Source organism: Pantoea sp. X-Soil-YNGN-785 (assembly GCF_059730585.1).
The window spans coordinates 57,963-82,043 of the sequence record NZ_AP035942.1; the positions used below are offsets into that span (position 1 = coordinate 57,963).

21 protein-coding genes are annotated in these 24,081 nt (G+C 57.3%); 11 read left to right on the forward strand and 10 right to left on the reverse strand.

Annotated elements, in window-relative coordinates; all coding sequences use genetic code 11:
* Position 1: 1 nt before the first annotated feature.
* The 3 genes from recF to dnaA form a co-directional block, all read right to left on the reverse strand.
* A complete protein-coding gene (gene recF, locus AC6I8E_RS00270) occupies positions 2–1,087 on the reverse strand; it encodes a DNA replication/repair protein RecF (RefSeq protein ID WP_013359603.1) in 1,086 nt (361 codons plus the stop codon).
* Positions 1,088–1,323: 236 nt separating this feature from the next.
* The gene (gene dnaN / locus AC6I8E_RS00275; protein ID WP_033734661.1) at positions 1,324–2,424 is read right to left on the reverse strand and encodes a DNA polymerase III subunit beta; all 1,101 of its coding nucleotides are present in this window, start codon (positions 2,422–2,424) and stop codon (positions 1,324–1,326) included.
* A 4-nt stretch (positions 2,425–2,428) separates the two neighbouring features.
* A complete protein-coding gene (gene dnaA / locus AC6I8E_RS00280) occupies positions 2,429–3,844 on the reverse strand; it encodes a chromosomal replication initiator protein DnaA (protein ID WP_013359605.1) in 1,416 nt (471 codons plus the stop codon).
* 597 nt (positions 3,845–4,441) lie between these two features.
* Between dnaA and rpmH the strand changes: the two genes are divergently transcribed.
* The 7 genes from rpmH (at position 4,442) to AC6I8E_RS00315 (ending at position 10,067) form a co-directional block, all read left to right on the forward strand.
* The gene (rpmH, locus tag AC6I8E_RS00285) at positions 4,442–4,582 is read left to right on the forward strand and encodes a 50S ribosomal protein L34 (RefSeq protein ID WP_003849659.1); all 141 of its coding nucleotides are present in this window, start codon (positions 4,442–4,444) and stop codon (positions 4,580–4,582) included.
* A gap of 14 nt (positions 4,583–4,596) precedes the next feature.
* A complete protein-coding gene (rnpA, locus tag AC6I8E_RS00290; RefSeq protein ID WP_008926396.1) occupies positions 4,597–4,956 on the forward strand; it encodes a ribonuclease P protein component in 360 nt (119 codons plus the stop codon).
* The gene (gene yidD, locus AC6I8E_RS00295; RefSeq protein WP_008926397.1) at positions 4,920–5,177 is read left to right on the forward strand and encodes a membrane protein insertion efficiency factor YidD; all 258 of its coding nucleotides are present in this window, start codon (positions 4,920–4,922) and stop codon (positions 5,175–5,177) included. Before rnpA ends, yidD begins: the two co-directional genes overlap by 37 nt.
* 2 nt (positions 5,178–5,179) lie before the next feature.
* Positions 5,180–6,826 carry a membrane protein insertase YidC gene (gene yidC / locus AC6I8E_RS00300; protein ID WP_013359606.1) on the forward strand — a complete coding sequence of 549 codons (1,647 nt, stop codon included), beginning with the start codon at positions 5,180–5,182 and terminating at the stop codon, positions 6,824–6,826.
* Positions 6,827–6,918: 92 nt separating this feature from the next.
* On the forward strand, positions 6,919–8,283 hold the full coding sequence (gene mnmE / locus AC6I8E_RS00305) for a tRNA uridine-5-carboxymethylaminomethyl(34) synthesis GTPase MnmE (RefSeq protein ID WP_497824308.1): 1,365 nt from the start codon (positions 6,919–6,921) through the stop codon (positions 8,281–8,283).
* 264 nt (positions 8,284–8,547) lie between these two features.
* Positions 8,548–9,138, forward strand: coding sequence for a malonic semialdehyde reductase (locus tag AC6I8E_RS00310; protein WP_497824309.1), 591 nt, complete (start codon positions 8,548–8,550; stop codon positions 9,136–9,138).
* A 179-nt stretch (positions 9,139–9,317) separates the two neighbouring features.
* The gene (locus AC6I8E_RS00315; RefSeq protein WP_013359609.1) at positions 9,318–10,067 is read left to right on the forward strand and encodes a 4'-phosphopantetheinyl transferase family protein; all 750 of its coding nucleotides are present in this window, start codon (positions 9,318–9,320) and stop codon (positions 10,065–10,067) included.
* 36 nt (positions 10,068–10,103) lie between these two features.
* Here AC6I8E_RS00315 and AC6I8E_RS00320 read toward each other — a convergent pair whose 3' ends face one another.
* Positions 10,104–11,417 (reverse strand): NCS2 family permease, encoded by a 1,314-nt coding sequence (locus tag AC6I8E_RS00320; protein ID WP_033734757.1) that lies wholly within the window; start codon positions 11,415–11,417, stop codon positions 10,104–10,106.
* A 152-nt stretch (positions 11,418–11,569) separates the two neighbouring features.
* Between AC6I8E_RS00320 and yieH the strand changes: the two genes are divergently transcribed.
* Together yieH and AC6I8E_RS00330 are read left to right on the forward strand one after the other, a co-directional pair.
* Positions 11,570–12,229, forward strand: coding sequence for a 6-phosphogluconate phosphatase (gene yieH, locus AC6I8E_RS00325; RefSeq protein WP_497824310.1), 660 nt, complete (start codon positions 11,570–11,572; stop codon positions 12,227–12,229).
* A 9-nt stretch (positions 12,230–12,238) separates the two neighbouring features.
* Positions 12,239–13,171: a GlxA family transcriptional regulator gene (locus AC6I8E_RS00330; protein ID WP_201252227.1), complete on the forward strand. Its 933-nt coding sequence runs from the start codon at positions 12,239–12,241 to the stop codon at positions 13,169–13,171.
* Here AC6I8E_RS00330 and AC6I8E_RS00335 read toward each other — a convergent pair.
* The gene (locus AC6I8E_RS00335; RefSeq protein WP_033784378.1) at positions 13,156–14,151 is read right to left on the reverse strand and encodes an acyltransferase; all 996 of its coding nucleotides are present in this window, start codon (positions 14,149–14,151) and stop codon (positions 13,156–13,158) included. The two genes, AC6I8E_RS00330 and AC6I8E_RS00335, sit on opposite strands and share 16 nt — an antisense overlap.
* A 220-nt stretch (positions 14,152–14,371) precedes the next feature.
* On the opposite strand from AC6I8E_RS00335, the gene glyQ reads away from it, so the two are divergent.
* Complete coding sequence (gene glyQ / locus AC6I8E_RS00340; protein ID WP_003849680.1) at positions 14,372–15,283, forward strand: glycine--tRNA ligase subunit alpha; 912 nt, start codon at positions 14,372–14,374, stop codon at positions 15,281–15,283.
* 9 nt (positions 15,284–15,292) lie between these two features.
* A complete protein-coding gene (glyS, locus tag AC6I8E_RS00345; RefSeq protein ID WP_497824311.1) occupies positions 15,293–17,362 on the forward strand; it encodes a glycine--tRNA ligase subunit beta in 2,070 nt (689 codons plus the stop codon).
* 359 nt (positions 17,363–17,721) lie between these two features.
* Here the strand turns inward: glyS and AC6I8E_RS00350 are convergent, their stop codons facing one another.
* The 5 genes from AC6I8E_RS00350 to fdnG are packed head-to-tail and all read right to left on the reverse strand — an operon-like array spanning position 17,722 to position 23,881.
* Positions 17,722–18,333 (reverse strand): glutathione S-transferase, encoded by a 612-nt coding sequence (locus AC6I8E_RS00350; RefSeq protein ID WP_013359615.1) that lies wholly within the window; start codon positions 18,331–18,333, stop codon positions 17,722–17,724.
* 21 nt (positions 18,334–18,354) lie between these two features.
* Positions 18,355–19,278: a formate dehydrogenase accessory protein FdhE gene (gene fdhE, locus AC6I8E_RS00355; RefSeq protein ID WP_013359616.1), complete on the reverse strand. Its 924-nt coding sequence runs from the start codon at positions 19,276–19,278 to the stop codon at positions 18,355–18,357.
* Complete coding sequence (gene fdoI / locus AC6I8E_RS00360; RefSeq protein ID WP_013359617.1) at positions 19,278–19,919, reverse strand: formate dehydrogenase cytochrome b556 subunit; 642 nt, start codon at positions 19,917–19,919, stop codon at positions 19,278–19,280. Before fdoI ends, fdhE begins: the two co-directional genes overlap by 1 nt.
* The gene (fdxH, locus tag AC6I8E_RS00365; protein WP_095706429.1) at positions 19,919–20,818 is read right to left on the reverse strand and encodes a formate dehydrogenase subunit beta; all 900 of its coding nucleotides are present in this window, start codon (positions 20,816–20,818) and stop codon (positions 19,919–19,921) included. Before fdxH ends, fdoI begins: the two co-directional genes overlap by 1 nt.
* A gap of 12 nt (positions 20,819–20,830) precedes the next feature.
* Entirely contained in the window at positions 20,831–23,881 is a 3,051-nt protein-coding gene (fdnG, locus tag AC6I8E_RS00370) for a formate dehydrogenase-N subunit alpha (RefSeq protein WP_497824312.1), read from the reverse strand.
* Positions 23,882–24,081: the final 200 nt, after the last annotated feature.

The following is a 24,081-nucleotide window of genomic DNA, read 5'->3' on the forward strand; positions in this document are numbered from 1 at the left end:
TTTAATCTTCAGGTTGAACCGCTATTTTACCCTGTTCCACGCGGAACATCTTGCCCTTTTCGTCGGTCATGTCGATTACATGTCCGGCAGAAATGGCGCTGACAAACACCTGAGCCTGAGTGGCTTTTAACCGGTCCGCCAGCAGGCGCCGACGGCTTTCATCCAGCTCAGAAGCAAAGTCATCAATGAGGTAAATACAGCGGCGTCCGCTCTGGCTTGTCAGGAACTCGCCCTGTGCCAGACGCAATGCACACATCAGCAGTTTCAACTGCCCGCGTGAGAGTAAATCTTCGACCGGCGTCCCTTCAGCGCGAATACGAAAATCGGCTTTATGGGGGCCGCTGGCGGTATAGGTCAGTGCGCGATCGCGCTCAAAATTACGTTCCAGCAGTTCGGCGTAGTCGCTCTCTTTGTCCCAGCCACGCTGGAAGGAAAAGCGCAGCTCAAACTCCGGCAGAAACTGGGCGCAGGTGGCAGTGATCTCCGCTGAAATCGCCGCACTGTATTCCGCCCGCCACTGGCTGATCTGTTCCGCCAGCGGAACCAGCTCCTGATCCCAGGGACGAATCTGGCTGTAACGTGAAACCTGGCGCAGCGCCGCATTTCGCTGCTTAAGCAGGCGGCGCATATTGTTCCAGGCGTTAAAGAAGCCGGGCGTGTTATGGAAACAGCCCCAGTCCACATAGGCTCTGCGGTATTTGGGGCCGCCATTCAACAAACTAAAGCCTTCCGGCGTAATTAACTGCATCGGCAGCAGCTGCGCCAGCTCCGCGACCTTGTGTCCATCGCTGCCATCAATGCGCACTTTGCTGTCACCGGCCCGGTTTTTGGTCAGCCCGACGGAGATTTCCCGCTCTTTGCTTTCCAGTCGTCCGTGCAGTACGAACGCTGCCTCGTCGTGACGGATTACGCGGCCCGCCTGCAGGCTGCGAAACGAGCGGCCATGCCCCAGCGTATGGATCGCCTCTAAAACGCTGGTTTTCCCGCTGCCGTTGACGCCCACCAGGAAATTAAAGCCGGGTGCCAGCTGCAGGTCAGCCTGCTCGATATTACGAAAATCTTTGATAAGAAGGCGGGTTAAAGCCATGAATCAATCCAGCGTGAAGGGCAATAGTCGGGATGAAATGGGTTTGCCTTATAACACAATCCAGTGCGTTGACGGCGAAGCAGGTTTGCCCGATATCGCCGTCACCAGGCCGTCGGCGTCGACGCCAGTCTGGTTCAGGCCAGCGCGCAGACCCTGGGAGCATACTGAAGTATGTGACCAGGGGCGAGCACTGCCCGGAATCAGAATGGCAAGTAAGCCAGGCCGATATGTAACACCTACAAGCGCATGGGCATCACGACGTAGGCCGCTGCGGGACTTGCTACATCTTCAATCTGCACGCTCGACACCGAATCCGTCAGCAGCAGGCGGACGTTTTCGCACTTCAGCGCGTTCAGCACATCCAGCACATAACTGACGTTGAAGCCAATCTCCAGCTCGGTGCCGTTGTAGCTGACGTCCAGCATCTCTTCCGCTTCTTCCTGTTCAGGGTTATTAGCGGTGATCTTCAGCTGATTTTCAGTGATATAGAGGCGAACGCCGCGGAACTTCTCATTCGAGAGGATCGCCGCACGGGCAAACGCCTGTTTGAGCAGATCGCAGCCGGCTTCCAGCGCTTTGTCGGGATTCTTCGGCAATACGCGGCGATAATCGGGGAAACGACCATCAACCAGCTTAGAGGTGAAGATATAGTCACCGACATGCGCCCGGATGTTGCTGCCGCCAATCTGAACCTGCAGCGGATTCTCGCCGCCATCAAGCAGACGCAGCAGCTCAATCACGCCTTTACGTGGCACAATTACCGAATGACTCGGCAGCGCCTGACCAATCGGCATAGAGCAAACGGCCAGACGGTGACCATCAGTGGCCACGGTGCGCAGCTCTTCCCCTTCGGTTTCAAACATCATGCCGTTGAGGTAGTAACGCACATCCTGATGCGCCATCGAGAACTGAGTTGCTTCGATCAACCGTTTCAGCGTTGCCTGCGGCAGGGTGAATTCAACTTCACTCTGCCAGTCGTCCAGATTCGGGAAGTCACTGGCGGGCAGAGTCGACAGCGAAAAACGGCTGCGGCCAGAGCGAACCAGCATGCGATCGCCTTCCAGCGCCAGCGTAATTTCTGCGCCATCCGGCAATCCGCGACAGATATCGAGGAATTTGCGCGCTGGCACGGTGGTGGAGCCAGGCTCATGCGCCTGCGTCAGCGCTACGCGCGCGACCATCTCCATTTCCAGATCGGTACCGGTCAGTAACAGCGACCCTTCCGTTACCTGCAGCAGCAGGTTTCCAAGGATCGGCAGTGTCGGACGACCGCCCAGCGGGCCACTTACTTGCTGCAGCGGCTTCAGCAGCTGCTCACGTTCAACAATAAATTTCATAGCGTCAGGAAGATAATGTTCTGATGAGATTAGAGAAATCTTCTTTGATATCGTGGCTCTCTTCACGCAGCTGCTCAATCTTGCGGCAGGCATGAAGCACCGTTGTGTGGTCGCGACCCCCAAAAGCATCGCCAATTTCTGGCAGGCTGTGGTTCGTCAACTCTTTTGCCATCGCCATCGCCATCTGGCGCGGACGCGCTACTGAGCGCGAACGGCGCTTGGAGAGCAGATCCGCCACCTTAATCTTGTAGTACTCAGCCACGGTCTTCTGAATATTATCGATGGTGACCAGCTTTTCCTGCAGCGCCAGCAGATCGCGCAGCGCTTCGCGCACGAAGTCGATGGTGATCGCCCGGCCGGTAAAGTTGGCATTAGCGATCACGCGATTCAGCGCGCCTTCCAGTTCACGCACGTTAGAGCGTAAACGCTTGGCAATAAAGAAGGCGACTTCACCCGGCAGACGAATGTCGTTCTCATCTGCTTTTTTCATCAGGATTGCCACGCGCGTTTCCAGCTCAGGCGGCTCGATCGCCACCGTCAGACCCCAGCCGAAACGTGACTTAAGACGATCCTCCACCCCATTGATCTCTTTTGGATAGCGATCCGAGGTGAGGATGATCTGCTGATTGCCTTCTAATAAGGCATTAAAGGTGTGGAAGAACTCTTCCTGCGACCGCTCTTTATTCGCAAAGAACTGAATGTCATCGATCAGCAGCGCATCGACAGAACGGTAATAGCGTTTGAACTCTTCAATCGCGTTGTTCTGCAGCGCTTTAACCATATCCTGCACAAAGCGCTCGGAGTGCATGTAAACCACTTTTGCATTGGGTTTACGGGCAATGATGCCGTTGCCTACCGCGTGCAGCAGGTGCGTTTTGCCGAGACCGGTGCCGCCATACAGAAACAGCGGGTTGTAAGCGCCGCCTGGATTATCCGCCACCTGACGTGCCGCCGCGCGCGCCAGCTGGTTGGATTTACCCTCGACAAAGTTATCGAAGTTATGACGGTTATTCACATTCGAGCGATAGGTGACGTCGGCTGGTGCCGGGACATTATCCCAGCTGGGACGCAGGATCTGCGTTGGGGCCGGACGGATGTGACTCTGCACGGGCATGACGGGCGCGCTGACGCTGGCCATCACCGGCTGGCTGACCGCTGCCGCTGGCTGCTGAACCGGGCGCGTACCCACTTCAAAACGCAGCGCAGGCACGTTCGGACCACAGAATTCATTCAGCAGTGCATTGATACTGTTAAGGTATTTGTCCCGGACCCAGTCGAGTACGAAGCGATTTGGAGCATACAAGGCAAGCGTATTGTCGTTTAACTCAGCCTGCAGTGGACGGATCCACATGCTGAATTCGGTGGCAGGAAGCTCATCCTGCAAACGGGCAAGACACTGTTGCCAAAGCGTAAGTGACACGGCGGACTCCACTCGTACAAATTCGAAAAGAATAGTAGGCGTTACTCTAAGAAACGTTCATTTTTGACACAGACGCTAAGAAAGCGCCTGCGACCGCTATCAGCGGTTTCCCGTCCTGCAATCACCGGAGGATCGTCAGCGGAAGGGCGGATCATAGCGCAAAGCGAGACAGAGATCTTCCCTTTCTACACAGTTTTGATCCTTTTTATCCACAGGCCGGAGACGCGCAAAGAAGTTTACGCCAGTTGCGGGAAAAACCAGCAGGGATCTGGCGCAATGCGCTAAATTTTCGGGCGACATCTCATTTTATCCCCAGGATCCGGCAAGCCGATCGCAATAAGATCCCGTACGATCCTTGCGCTTTGGAACGGAGCCCGTATAATCCTTCACCCGACATTATGCTGTAAGGCGCAACGTCGGGTCTCAGCGGGCTGTATGCGGGTTTTCAGGCACGACAACACGCGAAGTAAATTGACTCGGGACTGTACAATTATTACAATCCCGCCTCTTTATTAAAGACACATTGAGGCGTAGGTCGATTTACTGGCCCGAAACGCGTCATCCAGTGAAAATTTTCAAGTTTAGGTAGAAACCGCCATGAAACGCACTTTTCAACCGTCCGTACTGAAGCGCAACCGTTCACACGGTTTCCGTGCTCGTATGGCAACAAAAAATGGTCGTCAGGTTCTGGCACGTCGTCGTGCTAAAGGCCGTTCTCGTCTGACCGTTTCTAAGTAATAAAGCAAGCCCTGATGGGTAAGCTCGCATTTCCCAGGGAGTTACGTTTGTTAACTCCCACTCATTTCACTTTCGTCTTCCAGCAGCCACAACGGGCTGGCACGCCGCAAATTACTATTCTCGGCCGCCTTAACGCGCTGGGGCATCCCCGCATCGGTCTCACCGTCGCTAAAAAACATGTGAAACGCGCTCATGAACGCAACCGGATCAAGCGATTGACCCGCGAAAGCTTTCGTCTGCGTCAACATGAACTGCCGTCGATGGACTTCGTGGTGGTCGCGAAGAAGGGGGTTGCCGATCTGGATAACCGTATGCTGGCGGAAGCGTTGGAGAAATTATGGCGTCGTCACTGTCGCCTGGCGCGCGGCTCCTGATCGTCCTGATACGCGTCTATCAACGCGGTATCAGTCCATTACTGGGACCACACTGTCGGTTTCACCCGACCTGCTCTCATTACGGAATTGAGGCGTTACGCAGGTTCGGCCTGATAAAAGGCAGTTGGTTGACATTAAAACGCGTATTAAAATGCCACCCTTTGAACCCGGGTGGTGACGATCCTGTGCCGCCAAAAACCTTTGATACCAGAGAACATTAACGATGGATTCGCAACGCAATCTCTTTCTCATCGCTTTTCTGTTCGTGACCTTTATGATCTGGCAAGCCTGGCAGACGGACCACGCTCCGCAGCCACAGCAGACGCAGACCACACAGGGCACCAACAGCGTAGCGGGTGATACCGCCAGTCAGGGTGTACCGGCCAGCGGTCAGGGCCAGACGATCACCGTTAAGACTGATGTCCTGTCATTGAATATCAACACCCGCGGCGGTGATGTTGAACAGGCACAGCTGCTGACTTTCCCGGACAAACTGGGTTCAGACCAGCCGTTCCAGCTGCTTGAAACAACGCCAGCGTTCCTTTATCAGGCTCAGAGTGGTTTAACCGGTCGTAATGGTCCGGATAACCCGAACAACGGTGCGCGTCCGCTGTTCACCACTGCGCAGGATCACTTCGAGATGGCTGATGGCCAGTCCGAACTGCGTGTGCCGATGACCTATACCGCTGAAAATGGCGTGGTTTACACCAAAACCTTCATCTTCAAGCGTGGCGAATATGCCGTTAATGTCGATTATCATGTCAACAACACCACTCAGCAGCCGCTGGAAGTGTCACTGTTTGGCCAGCTGAAGCAGACGATTGATCTGCCTAAGCATCGCGATACCGGCAGCAACAACTTTGCTCTGCACACCTTCCGTGGCGCGGCCTACTCCACCAGCGAGTCGAAATATGAGAAGTATAAATTCGACACCATCGCGGACAACGAGAACCTGAACGCAACCACCAGCAATGGCTGGGTGGCGATGCTGCAGCAGTACTTTGCGACTGCATGGGTTCCGCGTACTGAAGGCACCAACACCCTTTACACCAGCAACCTGGGTAACGGCGTGGCAGCGATTGGCTATAAATCTGCACCGGTCACCATCGCTGCAGGCGCTCAGCAGAATCTGGGTGCAACGCTGTGGGTCGGCCCGGAAATTCAGGACAAGATGGCCGCGATTGCGCCGCACCTTGATCTGACCGTGGATTACGGCTGGTTGTGGTTTATCTCTCAGCCGCTGTTCAAGCTGTTGAAATTTATCCACAGCTTCATCGGTAACTGGGGCTTCTCCATTATCGTGATCACCTTCATCGTGCGCGGCATCATGTACCCGCTGACCAAAGCGCAGTACACCTCGATGGCTAAGATGCGCATGCTGCAGCCGAAGATTCAGGCGATGCGTGAGCGTCTGGGTGATGACAAGCAGAAGCAGAGCCAGGAAATGATGGCGCTGTATAAAGCAGAGAAAGTGAATCCGCTGGGTGGCTGTCTGCCGCTGGTGATTCAGATGCCAATCTTCCTGGCGCTCTACTATATGCTGTCAGGCTCAGTTGAACTGCGTCATGCGCCATTCATTCTGTGGATCCATGACCTGTCAGCGCAGGACCCGTACTACATCCTGCCGATTCTGATGGGCATCACCATGTTCTTCATTCAGAAGATGTCACCGACCACCGTGACCGATCCGATGCAGCAGAAGATCATGACTTACATGCCGGTGATCTTCACCGTGTTCTTCCTGTGGTTCCCGTCAGGTCTGGTGCTGTACTACATCGTCAGCAACCTGGTAACCATTCTCCAGCAGCAGCTGATTTATCGCGGCCTGGAAAAACGTGGTCTGCATAGCCGCGACAAGAAGAAAGCGTAAGCGATCCAGCGCGGGAGCCATCCCGCTCTAAAATAGTCTATTCTCAGGCGGTCAAAGCGACCGCCTGTGTTTTTTGTAGCGAGAGAAAATTTATGAGCCACAGCGATACCATTGTTGCCCAGGCAACACCGCCCGGACGCGGCGGCGTCGGCATTCTGCGCGTCTCCGGTGCCCAGGCGGCAGAGGTCGCCCGCCAGCTGCTGGGTAAACTGCCTAAGCCGCGATACGCCGATTATCTGCCGTTCACTGACAGCGACGGCAGCGTGCTGGATCAGGGCATTGCGCTGTGGTTTCCTGGCCCCAATTCCTTTACCGGCGAAGATGTGCTGGAGCTGCAGGGCCACGGCGGCCCGGTAATTCTCGATCTGCTGCTGAAGCGCATCGTGGCGCTGCCGGGCGTGCGTATCGCTCAGCCGGGTGAGTTCTCTGAGCGTGCGTTTCTGAACGACAAGCTCGATCTGGCGCAGGCCGAAGCGATTGCCGACCTGATCGATGCCAGCTCTGAGCAGGCGGCGCGTTCGGCCGTGAACTCGCTGCAGGGCGCGTTCTCCACCCGCGTCAATCATCTTGTGGAAGCGCTCACTCACCTGCGCATCTATGTCGAAGCGGCTATCGACTTCCCGGATGAAGAGATCGATTTCCTCTCTGACGGCCGAATTGAAGCACAGCTGAATACGGTGATCGGGGACCTGGATGCGGTCCGTGCCGAAGCGCGTCAGGGCAGCCTGCTGCGTGAAGGAATGAAGGTGGTGATTGCGGGCCGGCCTAATGCGGGCAAATCGAGCCTGCTGAATGCGCTGGCAGGCCGTGACGCCGCTATCGTTACGGACATTGCGGGCACCACCCGTGACGTACTGCGTGAACATATTCATATAGATGGCATGCCGCTGCATATTATCGATACCGCCGGTCTGCGAGAGGCCAGCGACGAAGTCGAACGCATCGGCATTGAGCGCGCCTGGCAGGAGATTGAACAGGCTGACCGCGTGCTGTTTATGGTAGATGGCACCACCACCGATGCCACCGATGCGGCGGCTATCTGGCCCGATTTTGTCTCCCGTCTGCCGCCGGAGCTGCCAATTACCGTGGTGCGCAATAAGGCGGATGTTACCGGTGAAGCGCTGGGCCTGACAGAAGTAAACGGTCACTCACTGATTCGCCTGTCGGCACGCACCAGCGAGGGCGTCGATGCGCTGCGGGATCACCTGAAGCAGAGCATGGGCTTCGCGGGCAACATGGAAGGTGGCTTCCTGGCGCGTCGTCGCCATCTGCAGGCGCTGGAGCTGGCGGCCACACACTTACAGCAGGGGAAAGCACAGCTGCTCGGTGCCCGGGCCGGTGAGTTACTGGCGGAGGAGCTGCGTGTTGCTCAGCAGGCGTTAAGCGAGATCACCGGTGAATTCACCTCTGACGATCTGCTGGGCCGTATCTTCTCCAGCTTCTGTATTGGTAAATAGCTTTCCGGGCCTGGCGGCATCGCGCTGTCAGGCCTGATTTCCCGTCTCGCTGCCTCCCCTGTTATTCCCGCCTCTGCGTTGATTCTTGCTGATATGTTATTTTGCGGCGGCACCGCGTTGTCGTATAACGGTAGATGCGCCGATCTGACGTGCGGCTATGATCGCGGTGAGTGAATCCCGCTTCATCCCGCCGTGTCGGGCCGCACGCAAACCCACTACGTGAACACCGTCAGGCGAAATTTTTGCCTGAAAAAGGAGAGTTGCATGAGTACACCGCTCGACACTGCCGCACTGGATACGCTGTTTAATGACGCCCGCACCCACAGTTACTGGCAGGATAAGCCGGTCGATAACGCCCTGCTGGAACAGCTCTATACCTTAACGGCGCTGGGGCCGACCTCGGCGAACTGCTTGCCTGCGCGTTTTGTTTTCGTCACCTCAGCGGAAGGCAAAGAGAAGCTGAAACCGGCCCTCTCGTCCGGCAATCTGGACAAAACCATGAGCGCGCCGGTTACGGTGATCGTGGCCTGGGACCGTGAGTTCTATGAGCAGCTGCCTGCGCTGTTCCCGCATGCAGATGCGCGCAGCTGGTTTACCGGCAGCCCGGAAGCAGCGAAAGAGACGGCTTTCCGTAACAGCAGCCTGCAGGCGGGTTACCTGATCCTGGCAGCCCGTTCGCTGGGTCTGGATGCCGGTCCGATGTCCGGTTTCGATCCGGCCAAAATCAATGATGCCTTTTTCCCCGACGGCCAGTATCAGGTTAACCTGCTGATTAACCTCGGTTACGGTGAGGCATCAAAACTTCATCCGCGCCTGCCGCGTCTGAGTTTTGAGCAGGCAAGCCGCTTCGCCTGATGCGGCCCGCGTCGCGATTCGGTTCGCGGCGCGTAACTCTGAACCATTCCCGCCAGCCTGTGCTGCCTGATCATCCTATTCTGAATTTAACCCAATCTGTGCTGTTGCTGAGTGCAATAAGGTAGGAAAATTCCTACAATGTTTCTGATGATTATCTGACCATTTTCACGGAGCGACAGATGGCTGGTCATTTTGTACGCTGGACGGGCGATCCCGGCTTCCCGGCTAAAGAGATGTGCATTCCCCAGGCGATTACCGACACGGCACAGCAGTTCGCTGACAAACGCCGTGGACGTTTCCTTGCCGCGCGAACCCTACTGGCACAGCTGATGCTGCGCGTTTATGGTATTCAAGAGCTGCCACGGCTGATTATCCAGAGCAACGGACGTCCCGTGTTTGCTGACAGCGATCTGCCCGATTTCAGCATTGCCTATGCGGGCAATACGGTGGGTGTACTGCTGGCTGAAGAGGGTGGACGTGCCGGTCTGGATATGGAGATTGTGCATGCGCGGAGCCGTCAGACGCAGGCGCAGCTGATTCAGGGATTAACGTCGGGCGAAATCGCCTGGATTAATGCCCAGCAGGATGCCATGGAAGCGGTGACGCAGATCTGGACGTTACGCCAGAGCATTCTCAAGCTGACGGGAGAAGGCGATCGGGGACTGGATTCGCTGCGCCTGCTGCCGGGTGCCGGTCGGCTGCGATCGTCACTCTATCCCGACATTCAGGTGGTGTGTGATGCGGAACCCATGCTGGTCTGGTCGTGTGCGCTGTCGTCTGCGACGCAGCGGCTGTACCTGTGGGAGATGGATAACGACTTTGAATGGCGTGCATTACGTGAAATTGAGATGGGTAAGCCCAACATCGGGCCTCATGCCCTGCGGCTGACCAGTCTGCCCAGCGAGCGCAATCTGCATCCTGAAATGTGAAAAGCCGCAACCGGTGGGTTGCGGCTCTGACTGCGCTTAGTGCGCGTCGATAAAGACAATCTTCAGCACAAACAGCAGCGCAACAATCACCACGCAGGGGCTGATCTCACGCCAGCGGCCGGTACCCAGCTTCATGACACAGTAAGCAATGAACCCCAGCGCAATCCCTTCGGTGATGGAAAAGCTGAAGGGCATCATGGCGGCGGTCACAAACGCCGGAACCGCTTCGGTCAGATCGTCCCAGCGCACGCGCGACAGGCTGGCGGTCATTAACACGCCCACATAAATCAGCGCACCCGCGGCAGCGTAGGAGGGCACCATCGCGGCCAGCGGTGACAGGAAGGTCACCAGCAGGAACAGCAGGCCGGTCACCACAGCCATCAGGCCGGTACGGCCACCAATCGCCACGCCCGAAGTGCTCTCGATATAGGCGGTCACCGATGAGGTGCCCGCCAGCGCGCCACTCACCGAACTGATGCTGTCGACATAAAGCGCCTGCTGCATCCGCGGGAAGGTGCCGGTTTCATCGGTCAGTCCCGCTTTGTCGGTGACGCCGATCAGCGTGCCGGATGAATCGAACAGGTTGACCAGCATAAACGAGAAAATCACGCCTGCCATGCCAATGTTAAACGCGCCTTTGATATCAACCTGACCCACTACCGACGTAATCGACGGCGGCGCTGAAAACAGGCCAACAAACTTCACGTCGCCCAGCATCCAGCCAATACCGGTGGTGATCACCATTGAGATCAGCACCGCCGCGTGGATATTACGTGATGCCAGAATGGCGATAATAAAGAAGCCCAGCGCACCCAGCAGCACGCTGTGCGAGGTCAGGTTGCCTACCGCCACCAGGGTATCGGGATTCGGCACGATAATACCGGCGTTCTTCAGCCCCATCATGGCGATAAACAGACCGATACCGGCGGTAATGCCAACGCGCAGGCTCAGCGGGATATTGGCAATCATCCAGTAGCGAACCCGCAGCAGCGTCAGGATCAGCAGGCCGACCGCGCCCCAGAAGATCGCGCCCATACCGACCTGCCACGAATAGCCCATCGCCCCGACCACCACAAAAGCGAAGAAGGCGTTCAGGCCCATTGCGGGGGCCAGCGCCACCGGCAGATTGGCAAACAGCCCCATCAGAATGCTGCCGAAGGCGGCAATCAGACAGGTGGTCACAAACACCGCCTGGGTATCCATGCCGGCGACGCCGAGGATCTGCGGGTTGACGAAGACGATATAGACCATCGTCAGAAAGGTGGTGATACCCGCGATCACTTCGGTGCGCACCGTGGTGCCGTGTTCCTGCAGCCTGAAGATGCGCTGCAAAACGCCTTGCTTGCTCATGCCATCCATCCAGAAGAAAAAATCATCGGCGCGTATCCTGGCGATTTTACCGGGGCAATACAATGATTTTTCGCAACCGATTGCCAGTCTCGCAATCTGCGCTGAGTGCGGTAGAGTGTGGAGCACCCCCCTGAATCGAAGGATAGAGTCTGATGTCAGTTGAATGCGTCTTTTTTGATTGCGATGGCACGCTGGTGGACAGTGAGTTGCTCTGCACCCAGGCCTACGTCAACACCTTTGCCCGTTATGGTCTCGAGCTGTCGCTGCAGCAGATGTTTGAAAAGTATAAGGGCGTCAAACTCTACGACATCATTCGTGACGTGGGTGATGCACATCAGGTGACGTTGCCGATGGAAGAGGTGGAAACCGCCTATCGCGCGGAAGTCGCGCGACTGTTTGATCAGCAACTGCAGCCGATCTCAGGCGCAAAAGCGCTGGTTGAGCAGATCAAAGTGCCGATGTGCGTGGTCTCAAACGGGACGGTAAAAAAGATGCAGCACTCGCTGGGCTTAACCGGCATGCTGCCGCTGTTTGAGGAGCACCTTTATAGCGGCTATGACATTCTGCACTGGAAGCCCGATCCGGAACTGATGTATCACGCGGCGGAACAGATGCAGGTGCCGATTGAGCGCTGCATTCTGGTGGATGACTCCGAAGCGGGTGCCCGCGCCGGTATCGCCGCCGGCATTCCGGTCTACTACTACTGCGCTGACCCGCACAACCCTGAACTGGACCATCCGCTGGTGACGCGCTTCGACGACATGGCGCAGCTGCCTGCGTTGTGGCGCGCCCGCGGCTGGGATCTAATGTAGCGAGCCAGCATGACGCATACCGTCTGGTTTTTAACTCTGCCCGGTGTCATGGCGCTGGATCTGACCGGCCCTGCCGAGACGCTGAAGCTGGCGGGCGATCGCTTTACGCTGCGCTACATCGGCCCGCAGCCGGAGGTGGTCTGCTCCACCGGCATGACTATTGGCGGCATCGAACCTTTACCGGAACAGTTGCCCGCCGGGAGCCTGCTGGTGGTGCCGGGCGTCTTTGACTCACAGATCTGTTATTCCACACAGCAAGCCGCAGAAGCACGCGACTGGCTGATGCGCCAGCACGCCGCGTTGCGCGCGCAGACCTTTATGCTGGTCTGCGTCTGCTCGGGGGCACTGCTGGCGGCGCAGGCAGGCATGCTGGATGAGGTGCCCTGCACCACCCATCATGATGTGATCGCCCGCCTGAAAGCAGCCGCCCCGCGCGCACGGGTGCAGGAGAATCGGGTGTTTGTCGGGCATGAGAATATCTGGACCAGCGCGGGCATCACGGCGGGCATCGATCTGGCGCTGCATCTGGTGAAGCAGCTCTGCGATACGCCTACCGCGCTGGCGGTGGCGCGGGAAATGGTGGTCTGGTTCCGCCGCGCCGGGGACGATCCGCAGCTTTCACCCTGGCTGCGTTACCGCAATCATATGCATCCGGCCATTCATCGGGCACAGGATCTGATGATTGCCCATCCTGAACACGGCTGGACGCTGACCGAGCTGGCAGGGCGCACCCACGTCAGCAGCCGCCATCTGGCGCGGCTGTTTCGTCAGCATCTGGGGATCAGCGTGCGGGAATACCATGAGCAGCTGCGGGTTGGCGTGGCGCGCCAGCGTCAGCAGCAGGGGGAATCGGCCGAAAAAGCGGCGCTGGCGGCGGGATTTTCATCGGCGCGCCAGCTGCGACGCGCCCGCCAGCGGGAAACCGATCAACTGACGAAGTGACGGGTATCGACACGTTTCAGCGCCATCCCCAGCAGCAGACTGCCGCCCAGCGTCAGCCCGAACACCCAGGGCAGGTCGAGCCACGGACGCGACATATCATCGTAGTGATGCGTACGCAGATAGTGAATGAACAGCGCGTGAAAGCCGTAGATCGGCAGTGAATAGCGTGCAATCACCGTAAAACCGGGCAGCGTGCGCTGATTCAGGCTGTTTTTAAACACAATCAGCAGGCTAATGGCCGCGATAAACACCAGCGGTCCGCAGTAGAGATACCAGGTATCGTTAAACGCTCCGTTGACGATCAGCGCCTTTTTCGTCCCTAACGTAATGCCAATTACGCAGGCGATAAACAGCCCGGCCGCCAGCGGCGTCAGACCGCGCCGGGTCGTGTCCATTGTGCCGATCGCCCGTCCCAGCAGCGCATAAAGCAGGTAGTAAATGCTGTCCCCGCTGACATAAAGATTCACCGGCAGAAAATGAAACGGGCCCAGCGACTGGCTGGCCGTATTCGGATTAGCGAGCACCGCCAGCACCAGCACCAGCAGCGCCACATAGCGTGCCTGCACGGTTTTCACCTGAATCAGCGGCGACATCAGATAGATGCCAATCAACGCAAAGAAGAACCAGAGGTGATAAAACACCGGCTTCTGCAGCATCTTCAGGATCGACCGTCCTTCGCTGATCGGCGTCAGCCAGGTGATATAGGCCAGCGAGACCGCGCTGTAAAATAGCAGGCAGAGCACCAGCCGCAGCATATGGCGCGGCTGGGCGCTGCGTTCACCGAAGAACAGATAGCCGGAGATCATAAAGAACAGCGGAACACAGACGCGTGATGCGGAGTTCAGCAGATTCGCCACATCCCAGGTGGTACCCGTTACCGCCATCGGGCCAGTGATATACCAGGTAGTAGTGTGAATCACGATCACCATCAGGCAGGCAACCGCGCGTAAATTGTCGATCCAGTAAATCTTTTGCGGCATGGCGTCCTCTTGCGCATAGCTCCGTGCGCAAAAGGGTAGTCAAATGCGACCAGAGCAACAACCGCTGCCAGCAGGATTCGGAGCCATCTGTATGCCGGCCCCCGAAATTACCGTGAAAACGCGCTGGAACCGTCCGGGATTTACGGCTGCACATCGCGCGGTCAAAGGGTATACTGTCGGCCTCTTTTTTTAATCTAACCGAAGCGCGTGCACACTTAACATGCAAAAGTTTGATACCAAAACCTTTCAGGGGCTGATCCTGACCTTGCAGGATTACTGGGCGCGTCAGGGCTGCACCATTGTCCAACCGCTGGACATGGAAGTGGGCGCTGGCACTTCACACCCGATGACCTGCCTGCGTGCACTCGGCCCGGAGCCGATCGCCGCCGCCTACGTGCAGCCATCCCGCCGTCCTACCGATGGCCGCTACGGTGAAAACCCGAACCGTCTGCAGCACTATTACCAGTTTCAGGTGATCATTAAGCCGTCACCGGACAACATTCAGGAGCTCTATCTCGGCTCGCTGAAAGAGCTGGGTATGGATCCGACGGTGCATGACATTCGCTTCGTAGAAGATAACTGGGAAAACCCGACGCTGGGTGCCTGGGGACTCGGCTGGGAAGTGTGGCTCAACGGCATGGAAGTAACGCAGTTCACCTACTTCCAGCAGGTTGGCGGCCTGGAGTGTAAGCCGGTAACGGGTGAGATCACCTACGGTCTGGAGCGTCTGGCGATGTACATTCAGGGCGTCGACAGCGTTTACGATCTGGTCTGGAGCGATGGCCCGCTGGGCAAAACTACCTACGGCGACGTGTTTCATCAGAACGAAGTGGAGCAATCCACCTATAACTTCGAATACGCCGACGTCGATTTCCTCTTTACCTGCTTCGAGCAGTACGAGAAAGAGGCGCAGCATCTGCTGGCGCTGGAAAAACCGCTGCCACTGCCCGCCTACGAACGCATTCTGAAAGCGGCACACAGCTTCAACCTGCTGGATGCCCGCAAAGCGATCTCGGTAACAGAGCGTCAGCGCTATATTCTGCGCATTCGTACTCTGACCAAAGCCGTGGCTGAAGCTTACTACGCCTCTCGCGAGGCAATGGGCTTCCCGATGTGCAATAACAAAAAGTAAGAGGCAGCCATGACTGAACAAACTTTCCTGGTGGAGATCGGCACCGAAGAGCTGCCACCAAAAGCCCTGCGCAGCCTGGCAGAAGCCTTTGCCGCGCAGGTTACCGCTGAACTGGATGCCGCCAACCTGAGCCACGGCGAGGTCAGCTGGTTTGCTGCGCCGCGTCGTCTGGCGCTGAAAGTCGCAAACCTGAGCGCCTCACAACCCGATCGGGAAGTGGAGAAGCGCGGTCCGGCGGTCGCTGCGGCGTTTGACGCTGACGGCAACGCCACCAAAGCCGCAGAAGGCTGGGCGCGTGGCAACGGCATTACGGTCGATCAGGCTGAACGCCTCGCCACCGATAAAGGCGAATGGCTGTTTTATCGCGCCCAGGTCAAAGGCGAAGCGGCTCAGGCACTACTGCCGGCGATGATTGCGACAGCACTCAGCAAGCTGCCCGTGCCAAAACTGATGCGCTGGGGCGACAGCGATGTGCAATTCGTTCGTCCGGTTCACACCGTGACGATGCTGCTGGGCGATGAGCTGATTCCTGGCACTATTCTGAGCATTAAGTCAGATCGCGTTATTCGTGGTCACCGCTTTATGGGTGAAAGCGAAATCACGCTCGACAACGCCGATCAGTACCCAGATGTGCTGGAAAAACGCGGCCAGGTCATTGCCGACTATCAGGTCCGCAAAGCGATGATTAAAGCTGATGCCGAAGCGGCCGCACGTCGCTTAGGCGGTAACGCCGATATCAGCGACAGCCTGCTGGAAGAGGTGACGTCGCTGGTGGAGTGGCCGGTCGTCCTGACCGCGACCTTTGAAGAGAAATTCCTCAAGGTGCCTGCGGAAGCGCTGGTCTACACCATGAAAGGCGATCAGAAATATTTCCCGGTTTACGACAATGACGGCAACCTGATGCCGAACTTCATTTTCGTCACCAACATCGAATCCAGCGATCCGCGCCAGATTATCTCCGGCAACGAGAAAGTGGTACGCCCACGCCTGGCCGATGCGGAGTTCTTCTTTAATACCGACCGCAAAAAACGTCTGGAAGATAATCTGCCGCGTCTGGAGACGGTGCTGTTCCAGAAAGAGCTGGGCACGCTGCGCGATAAAACCGATCGCATTCAGACCCTGGCGGGCTGGATTGCCGGTGAAATTGGCGCCGATGTGAATCACGCTACCCGCGCGGGCCTGCTGTCGAAGTGTGACCTGATGACCAACATGGTCTTCGAGTTCACCGACACCCAGGGCGTGATGGGCATGCACTATGCGCGTCACGACGGCGAAGCCGAAGATGTGGCGGTTGCGCTAAACGAGCAGTATCAGCCGCGCTTTGCCGGTGACGATCTGCCATCCAGCCCGGTCGCCTGTGCGCTGGCGATTGCCGATAAAATGGATACGCTGGCCGGTATTTTCGGCATTGGTCAGCATCCGAAAGGCGACAAAGATCCGTTCGCACTGCGTCGTGCGGCGCTGGGCGTGCTGCGTATCATCGTTGAGAAGAACCTGCCGCTCGACCTGCAAACGCTGACCGAAGAAGCGGTGCGTCTGTATGGCAGCAAGCTGAGCAACGCTCGCGTGGTGGATGATGTGATCGACTTTATGCTGGGTCGCTTCCGCACTTGGTATCAGGAAGAGGGTCACAGCATCGATACGCTGCAGGCAGTTCTGGCGCGTCGTCCGACCCGTCCGGCTGACTTTGATGCACGTATGAAAGCAGTGTCGCACTTCCGTACGCTGGAAGCCGCTGCAGCGCTGGCAGCGGCGAACAAGCGCGTCTCTAACATACTGGCAAAGTCGACCGAAACGCTGAATGAAAGCGTGCAGGCATCGCTGCTGAAAGAGAACGAAGAGATCCAGCTGGCGACCTTTGTCACCGCACTGAGCAGCAAGCTGCAACCTTACTTTGCTGAAGGCCGCTATCAGGATGCGCTGGTCGAACTGGCCCAGCTGCGTACCGCGGTAGACAACTTCTTCGACAAAGTGATGGTGAACGCCGACGATCAGGCAGTGCGGGTCAATCGCCTGACGCTGCTGTCAAAACTGCGTGAGCTGTTCCTGCAGGTCGCGGATATCTCGCTGCTGCAGTAATCCTCTTAGCGTAGTGCGGAAAAGGGACGAGCAATCGTCCCTTTTTTTATGGGATTTTTCAGGCCGGGAGGGCCTCCCGATAGCGTGTTTACTCAAAGCACCTGTCTTAATGCTCAGCTCTGGCTGACGACTGCAGATGAAGTGGATTGCCTGCGTTTCAGTTGTGCTGAAGATCCCTGAATTCCTCTCTAATCTGTATGGTTTTACCCTATCCGGTAATGACCGTGGCTGAACCGCTGGTAAAATGCGCTGGCGCGTTGTTGAAAACCGGATACTCGCAACGCCATCTGTAAATATCCGATTTCTGAGAGAGTGACTCCGCAGGGTATGAAACTGACAGCTGCCAGCCACCGCACCCATCACGCCGCAGGCGGCGTCGTCCGCGCAAAGCTCTCGCGCTCAAACAGCGTTTCCGCCAGCTTAACCAATGCCGGACGCTCAACACACCAGTTGGGCACCACGCGGCGGAAGTTGAGGTAGCCGATCATACATCCGGTGGCGATATCCGCCAGATTAAGCTGACCGTTGTTAAGCCATTTGCCCTCTGCGGCCTTCGCTTCCAGCATATCGAGACTGCGCTGAATTTTTTCACGATTACGCAACAGCACCTCTTCCGACTGCAAATCCCCCGGACGCATCTGTTCGCGCACGATCACCAGCGCGGCATCACTGACCCCATCCGCCAGCTTCTCCAGCTGACGAATGTTAAGTGACTCAAGCGGATCGGCAGGCAGCAGAGCCGGCTCCGCGCCGCGCAGTTCCAGAAATTCGGCGATGATGCTGGAGTCGAACCAGATTTGCTTATCGTCAGCGACCAGCGCCGGGACTTTGCCCAGCGGATTGTAGTGCGGCACGTGGCTGTCATCGCTGTAAGGCGATGCGTTAACGAATTCAAACGTAATGCCTTTTTCCAGCATGATAATCGAAATCTTACGCACAAACGGGCTGGTATAGCTGCCAATCAGTTTCATCGGGTTCTCCGGATTCAGTGACTATTCGCCAGGAAACATAAAGGGATTGAGACTGCTGCGTGCGAAGCCTTCCTGCTCCATTTTTGCATCGAGTATCAGCGACGCCAGGTCATCGGCCACCGGTTCAATAGCCGGATCTTTCTCCTGATAGAGCATCTTCAGGTAGGTGCCGCAGTCGCCGCAGCTCTCTGCCTTCACCGCCGCATGCTCGCTGTCGAGCGACCAGTAGTGCAGATCGCGGGACTGTTCGCACTGGGTACATTTGCTGCGCACCACGTGCCATTCACTTTCGCACAGATTGCAGTGCAGATAGCGCGCACCTTCATGACTGCCCATATGCACCACGCTGGCGACCGGCATGCTGGCGCAGACCGGACAGAACTGGCGCTGATCGCCCATCTCCGCGCGTGCTTTGCCCGGGATCAGGGCCGCCATCTGCGCCCAGTAGAGCGAAAGCGCCGCCCAGATAAAGGGGGCTTTATCGCTGCTGACCTGCGCATATTCGCCGGTAAACAGCGCGCTGGCCAGGGTTTCCAGCTCGGTGGCTGACGCCTTCTCCAGATTCTCCAGCACTGCCAGTGCCTGACCGCTCATCTCCGGCTTCAGCTCGGCAATCAGCGAGTGCAGTAGCCGTTGCCAGTGTGCATCGCGCGGCAGGGTATGGATGTTCAGCGGCGGCTTGCCCTCGCTGGCGCTCTGCGTCAGTCGGGCATGCAGGTCGATGTGCAGCGGATGGTCATACAGCACAATCTCCTGTGCTTCAGCGATCACCGCCGCAAAGCGCAGATAGTCGCCGAGTGGATTTTTCGCCGCCAGGTCGCGCAGTCGCGCGGCACGACGGCTGTATAAATTTTTCAGCCGTGGAAAAAGTAACGGCGGAATCATCTCCGCCGTTGTCTTTTCGCCTTTCTCCAGCTGGTCCTGCGGGATTATGCGAATACTCATCAGGGGCGTTTTTCCTGTTTTATTGGCGGATTACGCTGCTCACGGTACCATCGAGGATGATGCTGTCTGGCCCATTCGGCGCTGACCCAGCCTTCCACCATCGCGGTCAGTGTGCCTTTGACCCACAATGCAGCATAAATATGCACCATAATGACGATGATCAGCGCCACCGCCGACACCGAATGCACAACCAGCGCCAGACGAATCAGCGGAATGACAAAGGCATCAGCAAAGTAGGGTCGCCAGATCACAATGCCGCTGGCAAGCAGCAATACTAAGCTGATGATAGCAGCCCAGAACACACACTTCTGACCAAAGTTATATTTACCGGTATCACCGACCTCTTCGTTCAGCGCAATCCGGTGAATATTTCTGGCCCAGTAAAGGTCATCGCGATTAATCAGGTTGTGTTTCCAGTAACGTAAAAACATCAGCATAAAAGCGACAAACATCACCACGCCGACAAAAGGATGCAGAATACGCGCCAGTTGTGGCGTGCCAAAGATCTGCATCAGCCAGTTAAACGACGGAAAGAAAAACCCTAATCCGCTTAACGCGGCCATGACAAAGCAAATCGCGACGATCCAGTGATTGATGCGTTCAGGTGCGCGATAGCGCACCAGATGATCGGGTTTCTTCATTATTGATGCTCCTCAGGCTGATCGTCGTTGTCGTCGTGCTCTTCAGTGACGCGATTCGGGCCAACGCCAACATAGTGGAAGATTGAGGCGGCAAACGTCGCGGCAAAACTGACCGCTGCCAGCGGTTTCCAGATCCCCTTCCAGAAGGTCACGGTCGGGCTGATGCCCGGATTCGCAGGCAGGCCGTGATAGAGCTGAGGCTTGTCCGCATGATGCAGCACATACATCACGTGGGTGCCGCCCACGCCTTCCGGGTTGTAGAGGCCAGCCTGCGCAAACCCGCGTGACTTCAGCTCCGCCACACGTTCCTCCGCCAGCGTCAGCATGTCGCTTTTGCTGCCGAAATGGATGGCACCGGTCGGGCAGGTCTTCACACAGGCGGGTTCCTGACCGACGCTGACGCGATCCACGCACAGGGTGCATTTGTAGGCGCGGTTATCCTTTTTATTCAGCCGTGGCACGTTGAACGGGCATCCCGCGATGCAGTAGCCGCAGCCGATGCACTGCTCCGACTGAAAATCGACGATGCCGTTGGCATACTGAATGATGGCGCCTGCCGACGGGCAGGCTTTCAGGCAGCCGGGATCGGCGCAGTGCATGCAGCCATCTTTGCGAATCAGCCAGGCCAGCTTGCCGTTCTCTTCGACTTCGGAAAAGCGCATCACCGTCCAGGATTTGGCGGTCAGGTCGGTGGGATTGTCATAAACCCCGATGTTGTGGCCGACCTCATCGCGGATGTCGTTCCACTCAGAGCAGGCGACCTGGCAGCCTTTGCAGCCGATACAGGTGGTGACATCGATAAGTTTCGCCACTTCGCGCTGGTGATCGCGCGCCTGCGGCGGTGGGGTAAAGCCATTGGTCGCAGAGCGACGGATAATATCTTGTGATTGATAAGCCATAGTCATCTGCCGTTACGCTTTTTCAACTTTCACTAAAAATCCCTTGTACTCCGGGGTCTGCGAGTTGGCGTCGCCAACCGAAGGCGTCAGCGTATTGGCGAGGAAACCTTTACGCGTGGTGCCTTCAAAGCCCCAGTGACAGGGAATGCCCACGGTATCAACCGGCCTGCCGTCAATCATCAGACGCTGCAGACGACGTGTGACCACTGCTTTGGCTTTGATATAGCCTCGACGTGACGTGACTTTGACGCTGTCTCCGGCCTGAATGCCTTTCTCCTCTGCCAGCTCAGTGCCGATCTCGACAAACTGCTCCGGCTGCGCGATTGCATTCAGCAGGGCATGCTTGGTCCAGTGGCGGAACAGCTCGGTGATGGAGTAGGTGGTGGCGACGCAGGGATAGTCGGCGGCCTCACCCAGCTGCGCGGCGTCGCTACTGAACAGACGGACCACCGGACTGTGACGCTGCTGCGGATGCAGGGGATTGTCGGCGAGCGGACTTTCCATCGGTTCGTAGTGTGCCGGGAACGGGCCGTCGGCCATTTTATCGAGTGCAAACAGGTGGCCGAGACCATCGGGCTGCATGATAAACGGACCGGCCTGCTTCTGCGGCGACAGCGTCACCGGGTAATCCGGTACGTCGATGCCGTGCCAGCGTGTGCCATCCCATTCAATCAGGCGGCGCTGCGGATCCCAGGCTTTACCCTGTGCATCCGCGGAGGCACGGTTATAAAGAATGCGGCGGTTAGCGGGCCAGGCCCAGGCCCAGCCTGAGACGGCCCCCAGTCCCGACGGATCGGCGTTGTCGCGTCGTGCCATCTGGTTGCCTTCCGGCGTCCAGCTGCCGCTGTAGATCCAGCAGGAGCTGGCAGTGGTGCCATCGTTACGCAGCTCAGAGAAGCCGTTGAGCTGCTGACCTTTTTTCAGCAGCAGTTTGCCGCTGGCGTCATAAATGTCGGCCAGCGCCTGCCCGTTGTTCTCCTTCGCCACCTCTTCCGGCTCAGGATTGAACGGGTCGTGGTAGTCCCAGCGCATCGCCATCAGCGGCTCAGGGGCTGCACCGCCTTCCAGGAGGTAGAGCGCGCGCAGACGCATAAACAGATTGCCGAGGATTTTGCCGTCGTGCAGCGCTTCAGCAGGTGGCTCGGCGGCTGCCCAGTGCCACTGCAGCCAGCGCGACGAGTTCGCCACCGAACCCGACTCTTCGGCGAAGCAGGAGGAGGGCAGGCGGAATACTTCGGTCTGGATAGTCGATGGATCGACGTCGTTGAATTCGTCATGATGCTGCCAGAAGCTGGCGGTTTCCGTGCGCAGCGGATCGATCACCACCATATATTTGAGGCGCGAAAGGGCCCGAACGGCTTTGTTTTTGTCCGGGAAGGCGGCCAGCAGGTTGAAGCCCTGAATCAGGCAGCCGTTCAGCGCGCCCTGCTCCATCATCTCCGCCTGCGCCATGCAGTCGTAAGCCTTGTCCCACTTCGGCAGCCAGTCGTAGCCCCACTGATTCTCCGCCGTGGCGTTATCACCATAGAAACTCTTCATCAGGCTGACGAAAAACTTGTCGGTGTTCTGCCAGTAGTTGACCTGGTCCGGCAGCGCCGCCACAGGCGTGGCCTGTTGCAGGTAAGTCGCCAGCGTGGTCATCTTCTCGGACGGCAGCGGCAGATAGCCCGGCAGGCTCTGCGCCAGCAGGCCGAGGTCGGTGTAACCCTGCACGTTGGAGTGACCGCGCAGCGCATTGATACCGCCACCTGGCATACCGATGTTGCCCAGCAGCAGCTGGATCATCGCCGCCGTGCGGATAATCTGCGAACCGTTGGTGTGGTGGGTCCAGCCCAGCGCATAGAGGATGGTTGCGGTGCGATTAGGCACGCAGGTAGAGGCGAGCTGCTCGCACACCGTAATAAAGGCATCCTGCGAAGTGCCGCACATCCGCGTCACCATTTCCGGGGTGTAACGGCTGGCGTGGGTTTTCAGCAGGTTCAGTACACAGCGTGGATGGCTGAAGCTCTCATCGCGTCGCGCATGGCCGTTTTCATCCAGCTCATAGTGCCAGCTCTGGCGATCGTACTGACGGGTTTCCGCATCGTAGCCGCTGAACAAACCGTCGCTGAAGCTGAAGCCTTCGCTGACAATCAGCGCTGCGTTGGTAAAGGCGCGAACATACTCCTGCTGAATCTGATTGTGCTGCAGCAGATAGTTGATCACCCCCATCAGGAACACCACGTCGCTGCCTGCACGCAGGGGTGCGTAGAAGTCGGCGATCGCTGCAGATCGGTTAAAGCGCGGATCGACCACGATAACCTGCGCATTGTTATGGATCTTGGCTTCAATTACCCATTTAAAGCCAACCGGATGCGCCTCGGCGGGGTTGCCGCCCATGATCATCACCACGTTGGCGTTTTTGATGTCATTCCAGTTGTTGGTCATCGCTCCGCGGCCAAAGCTCGGGGCCAGTGCCGCCACGGTCGGGCCGTGACACAGGCGCGCCTGGTTTTCCAGTGCCAGAATACCCAGCGCCCGGGCAAATTTCTGATCGAGCAGACCGGTCTCATTACTGGCGGCAGAAGAGCATAGCATCGACGTGGTCGGCCAGCGGTTTACCGTCACGCCAGCGGCGTTTGTGGTCTGGAAATGAGCATCGCGATCCTGCTTCATCAGACGGGCAATGCGGTCAAACGCCTCATCCCAGCTGATGCGCTGCCATTTATCGGAACCCGGAGCGCGGTATTCCGGGTATTTCAGACGCTGTTCGCTGTGAATAAAGTCGAGCACGCCTGCGCCTTTCGGGCAGAGCGATCCGCGACTGACCGGATGGTCAGGATCGCCTTCGATATGGTAAATCGAGGCACGGACATTTTTTGCGCCATCGCCCAGGCTGTAAATCAGCATGCCGCAACCGACTGAACAGTAGGTGCAGTTATTGCGTGTTTCTCTGGCACGAATGAGTTTGAATTCTCTGACGCTGGCTAACGCTGTGGTGGGGGCAAAACCGAGTAATGCCGCGCTGGTGCCTGCCAGCCCGCCAGCACAGATTTTGAAAAAACTCCGTCTGTTAATCTGCATTTTATCGTTCTTCTTTATTGGCTCCATTGCGAAGCCTTGCAAAATAGCAGTCCTGGTTGACTGTAAGTTGACCAGGGTCAACACGTTAGTCATTAGTAATTCTTTTTCTCAATTTTGTTAAAAATCCTCGGTGGTGTATTTGTGCTGCAAGCAGATTTTCAGACGGCGCAGATAATTACTGTTGTTTTATGCTTACTGAT

Excerpts from the sequence above, each read along its gene's own strand:
- rnpA (WP_008926396.1), top strand. The coding sequence starts at position 4,597 with ATGGGTAAGCTCGCATTTCCCAGGGAGTTACGTTTGTTAACTCCCACT.
- AC6I8E_RS00320 (WP_033734757.1), bottom strand. The coding sequence starts at position 11,417 with ATGAGCAAGCAAGGCGTTTTGCAGCGCATCTTCAGGCTGCAGGAACAC.
- recF (WP_013359603.1), bottom strand. The coding sequence starts at position 1,087 with ATGGCTTTAACCCGCCTTCTTATCAAAGATTTTCGTAATATCGAGCAG.
- AC6I8E_RS00330 (WP_201252227.1), top strand. The coding sequence starts at position 12,239 with ATGACGCATACCGTCTGGTTTTTAACTCTGCCCGGTGTCATGGCGCTG.
- glyQ (WP_003849680.1), top strand. The coding sequence starts at position 14,372 with ATGCAAAAGTTTGATACCAAAACCTTTCAGGGGCTGATCCTGACCTTG.
- dnaN (WP_033734661.1), bottom strand. The coding sequence starts at position 2,424 with ATGAAATTTATTGTTGAACGTGAGCAGCTGCTGAAGCCGCTGCAGCAA.
- yidD (WP_008926397.1), top strand. The coding sequence starts at position 4,920 with ATGGCGTCGTCACTGTCGCCTGGCGCGCGGCTCCTGATCGTCCTGATA.
- AC6I8E_RS00310 (WP_497824309.1), top strand. The coding sequence starts at position 8,548 with ATGAGTACACCGCTCGACACTGCCGCACTGGATACGCTGTTTAATGAC.
- rpmH (WP_003849659.1), top strand. The coding sequence starts at position 4,442 with ATGAAACGCACTTTTCAACCGTCCGTACTGAAGCGCAACCGTTCACAC.
- AC6I8E_RS00315 (WP_013359609.1), top strand. The coding sequence starts at position 9,318 with ATGGCTGGTCATTTTGTACGCTGGACGGGCGATCCCGGCTTCCCGGCT.
- yidC (WP_013359606.1), top strand. The coding sequence starts at position 5,180 with ATGGATTCGCAACGCAATCTCTTTCTCATCGCTTTTCTGTTCGTGACC.
- yieH (WP_497824310.1), top strand. The coding sequence starts at position 11,570 with ATGTCAGTTGAATGCGTCTTTTTTGATTGCGATGGCACGCTGGTGGAC.
- fdxH (WP_095706429.1), bottom strand. The coding sequence starts at position 20,818 with ATGGCTTATCAATCACAAGATATTATCCGTCGCTCTGCGACCAATGGC.
- mnmE (WP_497824308.1), top strand. The coding sequence starts at position 6,919 with ATGAGCCACAGCGATACCATTGTTGCCCAGGCAACACCGCCCGGACGC.
- glyS (WP_497824311.1), top strand. The coding sequence starts at position 15,293 with ATGACTGAACAAACTTTCCTGGTGGAGATCGGCACCGAAGAGCTGCCA.
- fdnG (WP_497824312.1), bottom strand. The coding sequence starts at position 23,881 with ATGCAGATTAACAGACGGAGTTTTTTCAAAATCTGTGCTGGCGGGCTG.
- AC6I8E_RS00350 (WP_013359615.1), bottom strand. The coding sequence starts at position 18,333 with ATGAAACTGATTGGCAGCTATACCAGCCCGTTTGTGCGTAAGATTTCG.
- fdoI (WP_013359617.1), bottom strand. The coding sequence starts at position 19,919 with ATGAAGAAACCCGATCATCTGGTGCGCTATCGCGCACCTGAACGCATC.
- AC6I8E_RS00335 (WP_033784378.1), bottom strand. The coding sequence starts at position 14,151 with ATGCCGCAAAAGATTTACTGGATCGACAATTTACGCGCGGTTGCCTGC.
- fdhE (WP_013359616.1), bottom strand. The coding sequence starts at position 19,278 with ATGAGTATTCGCATAATCCCGCAGGACCAGCTGGAGAAAGGCGAAAAG.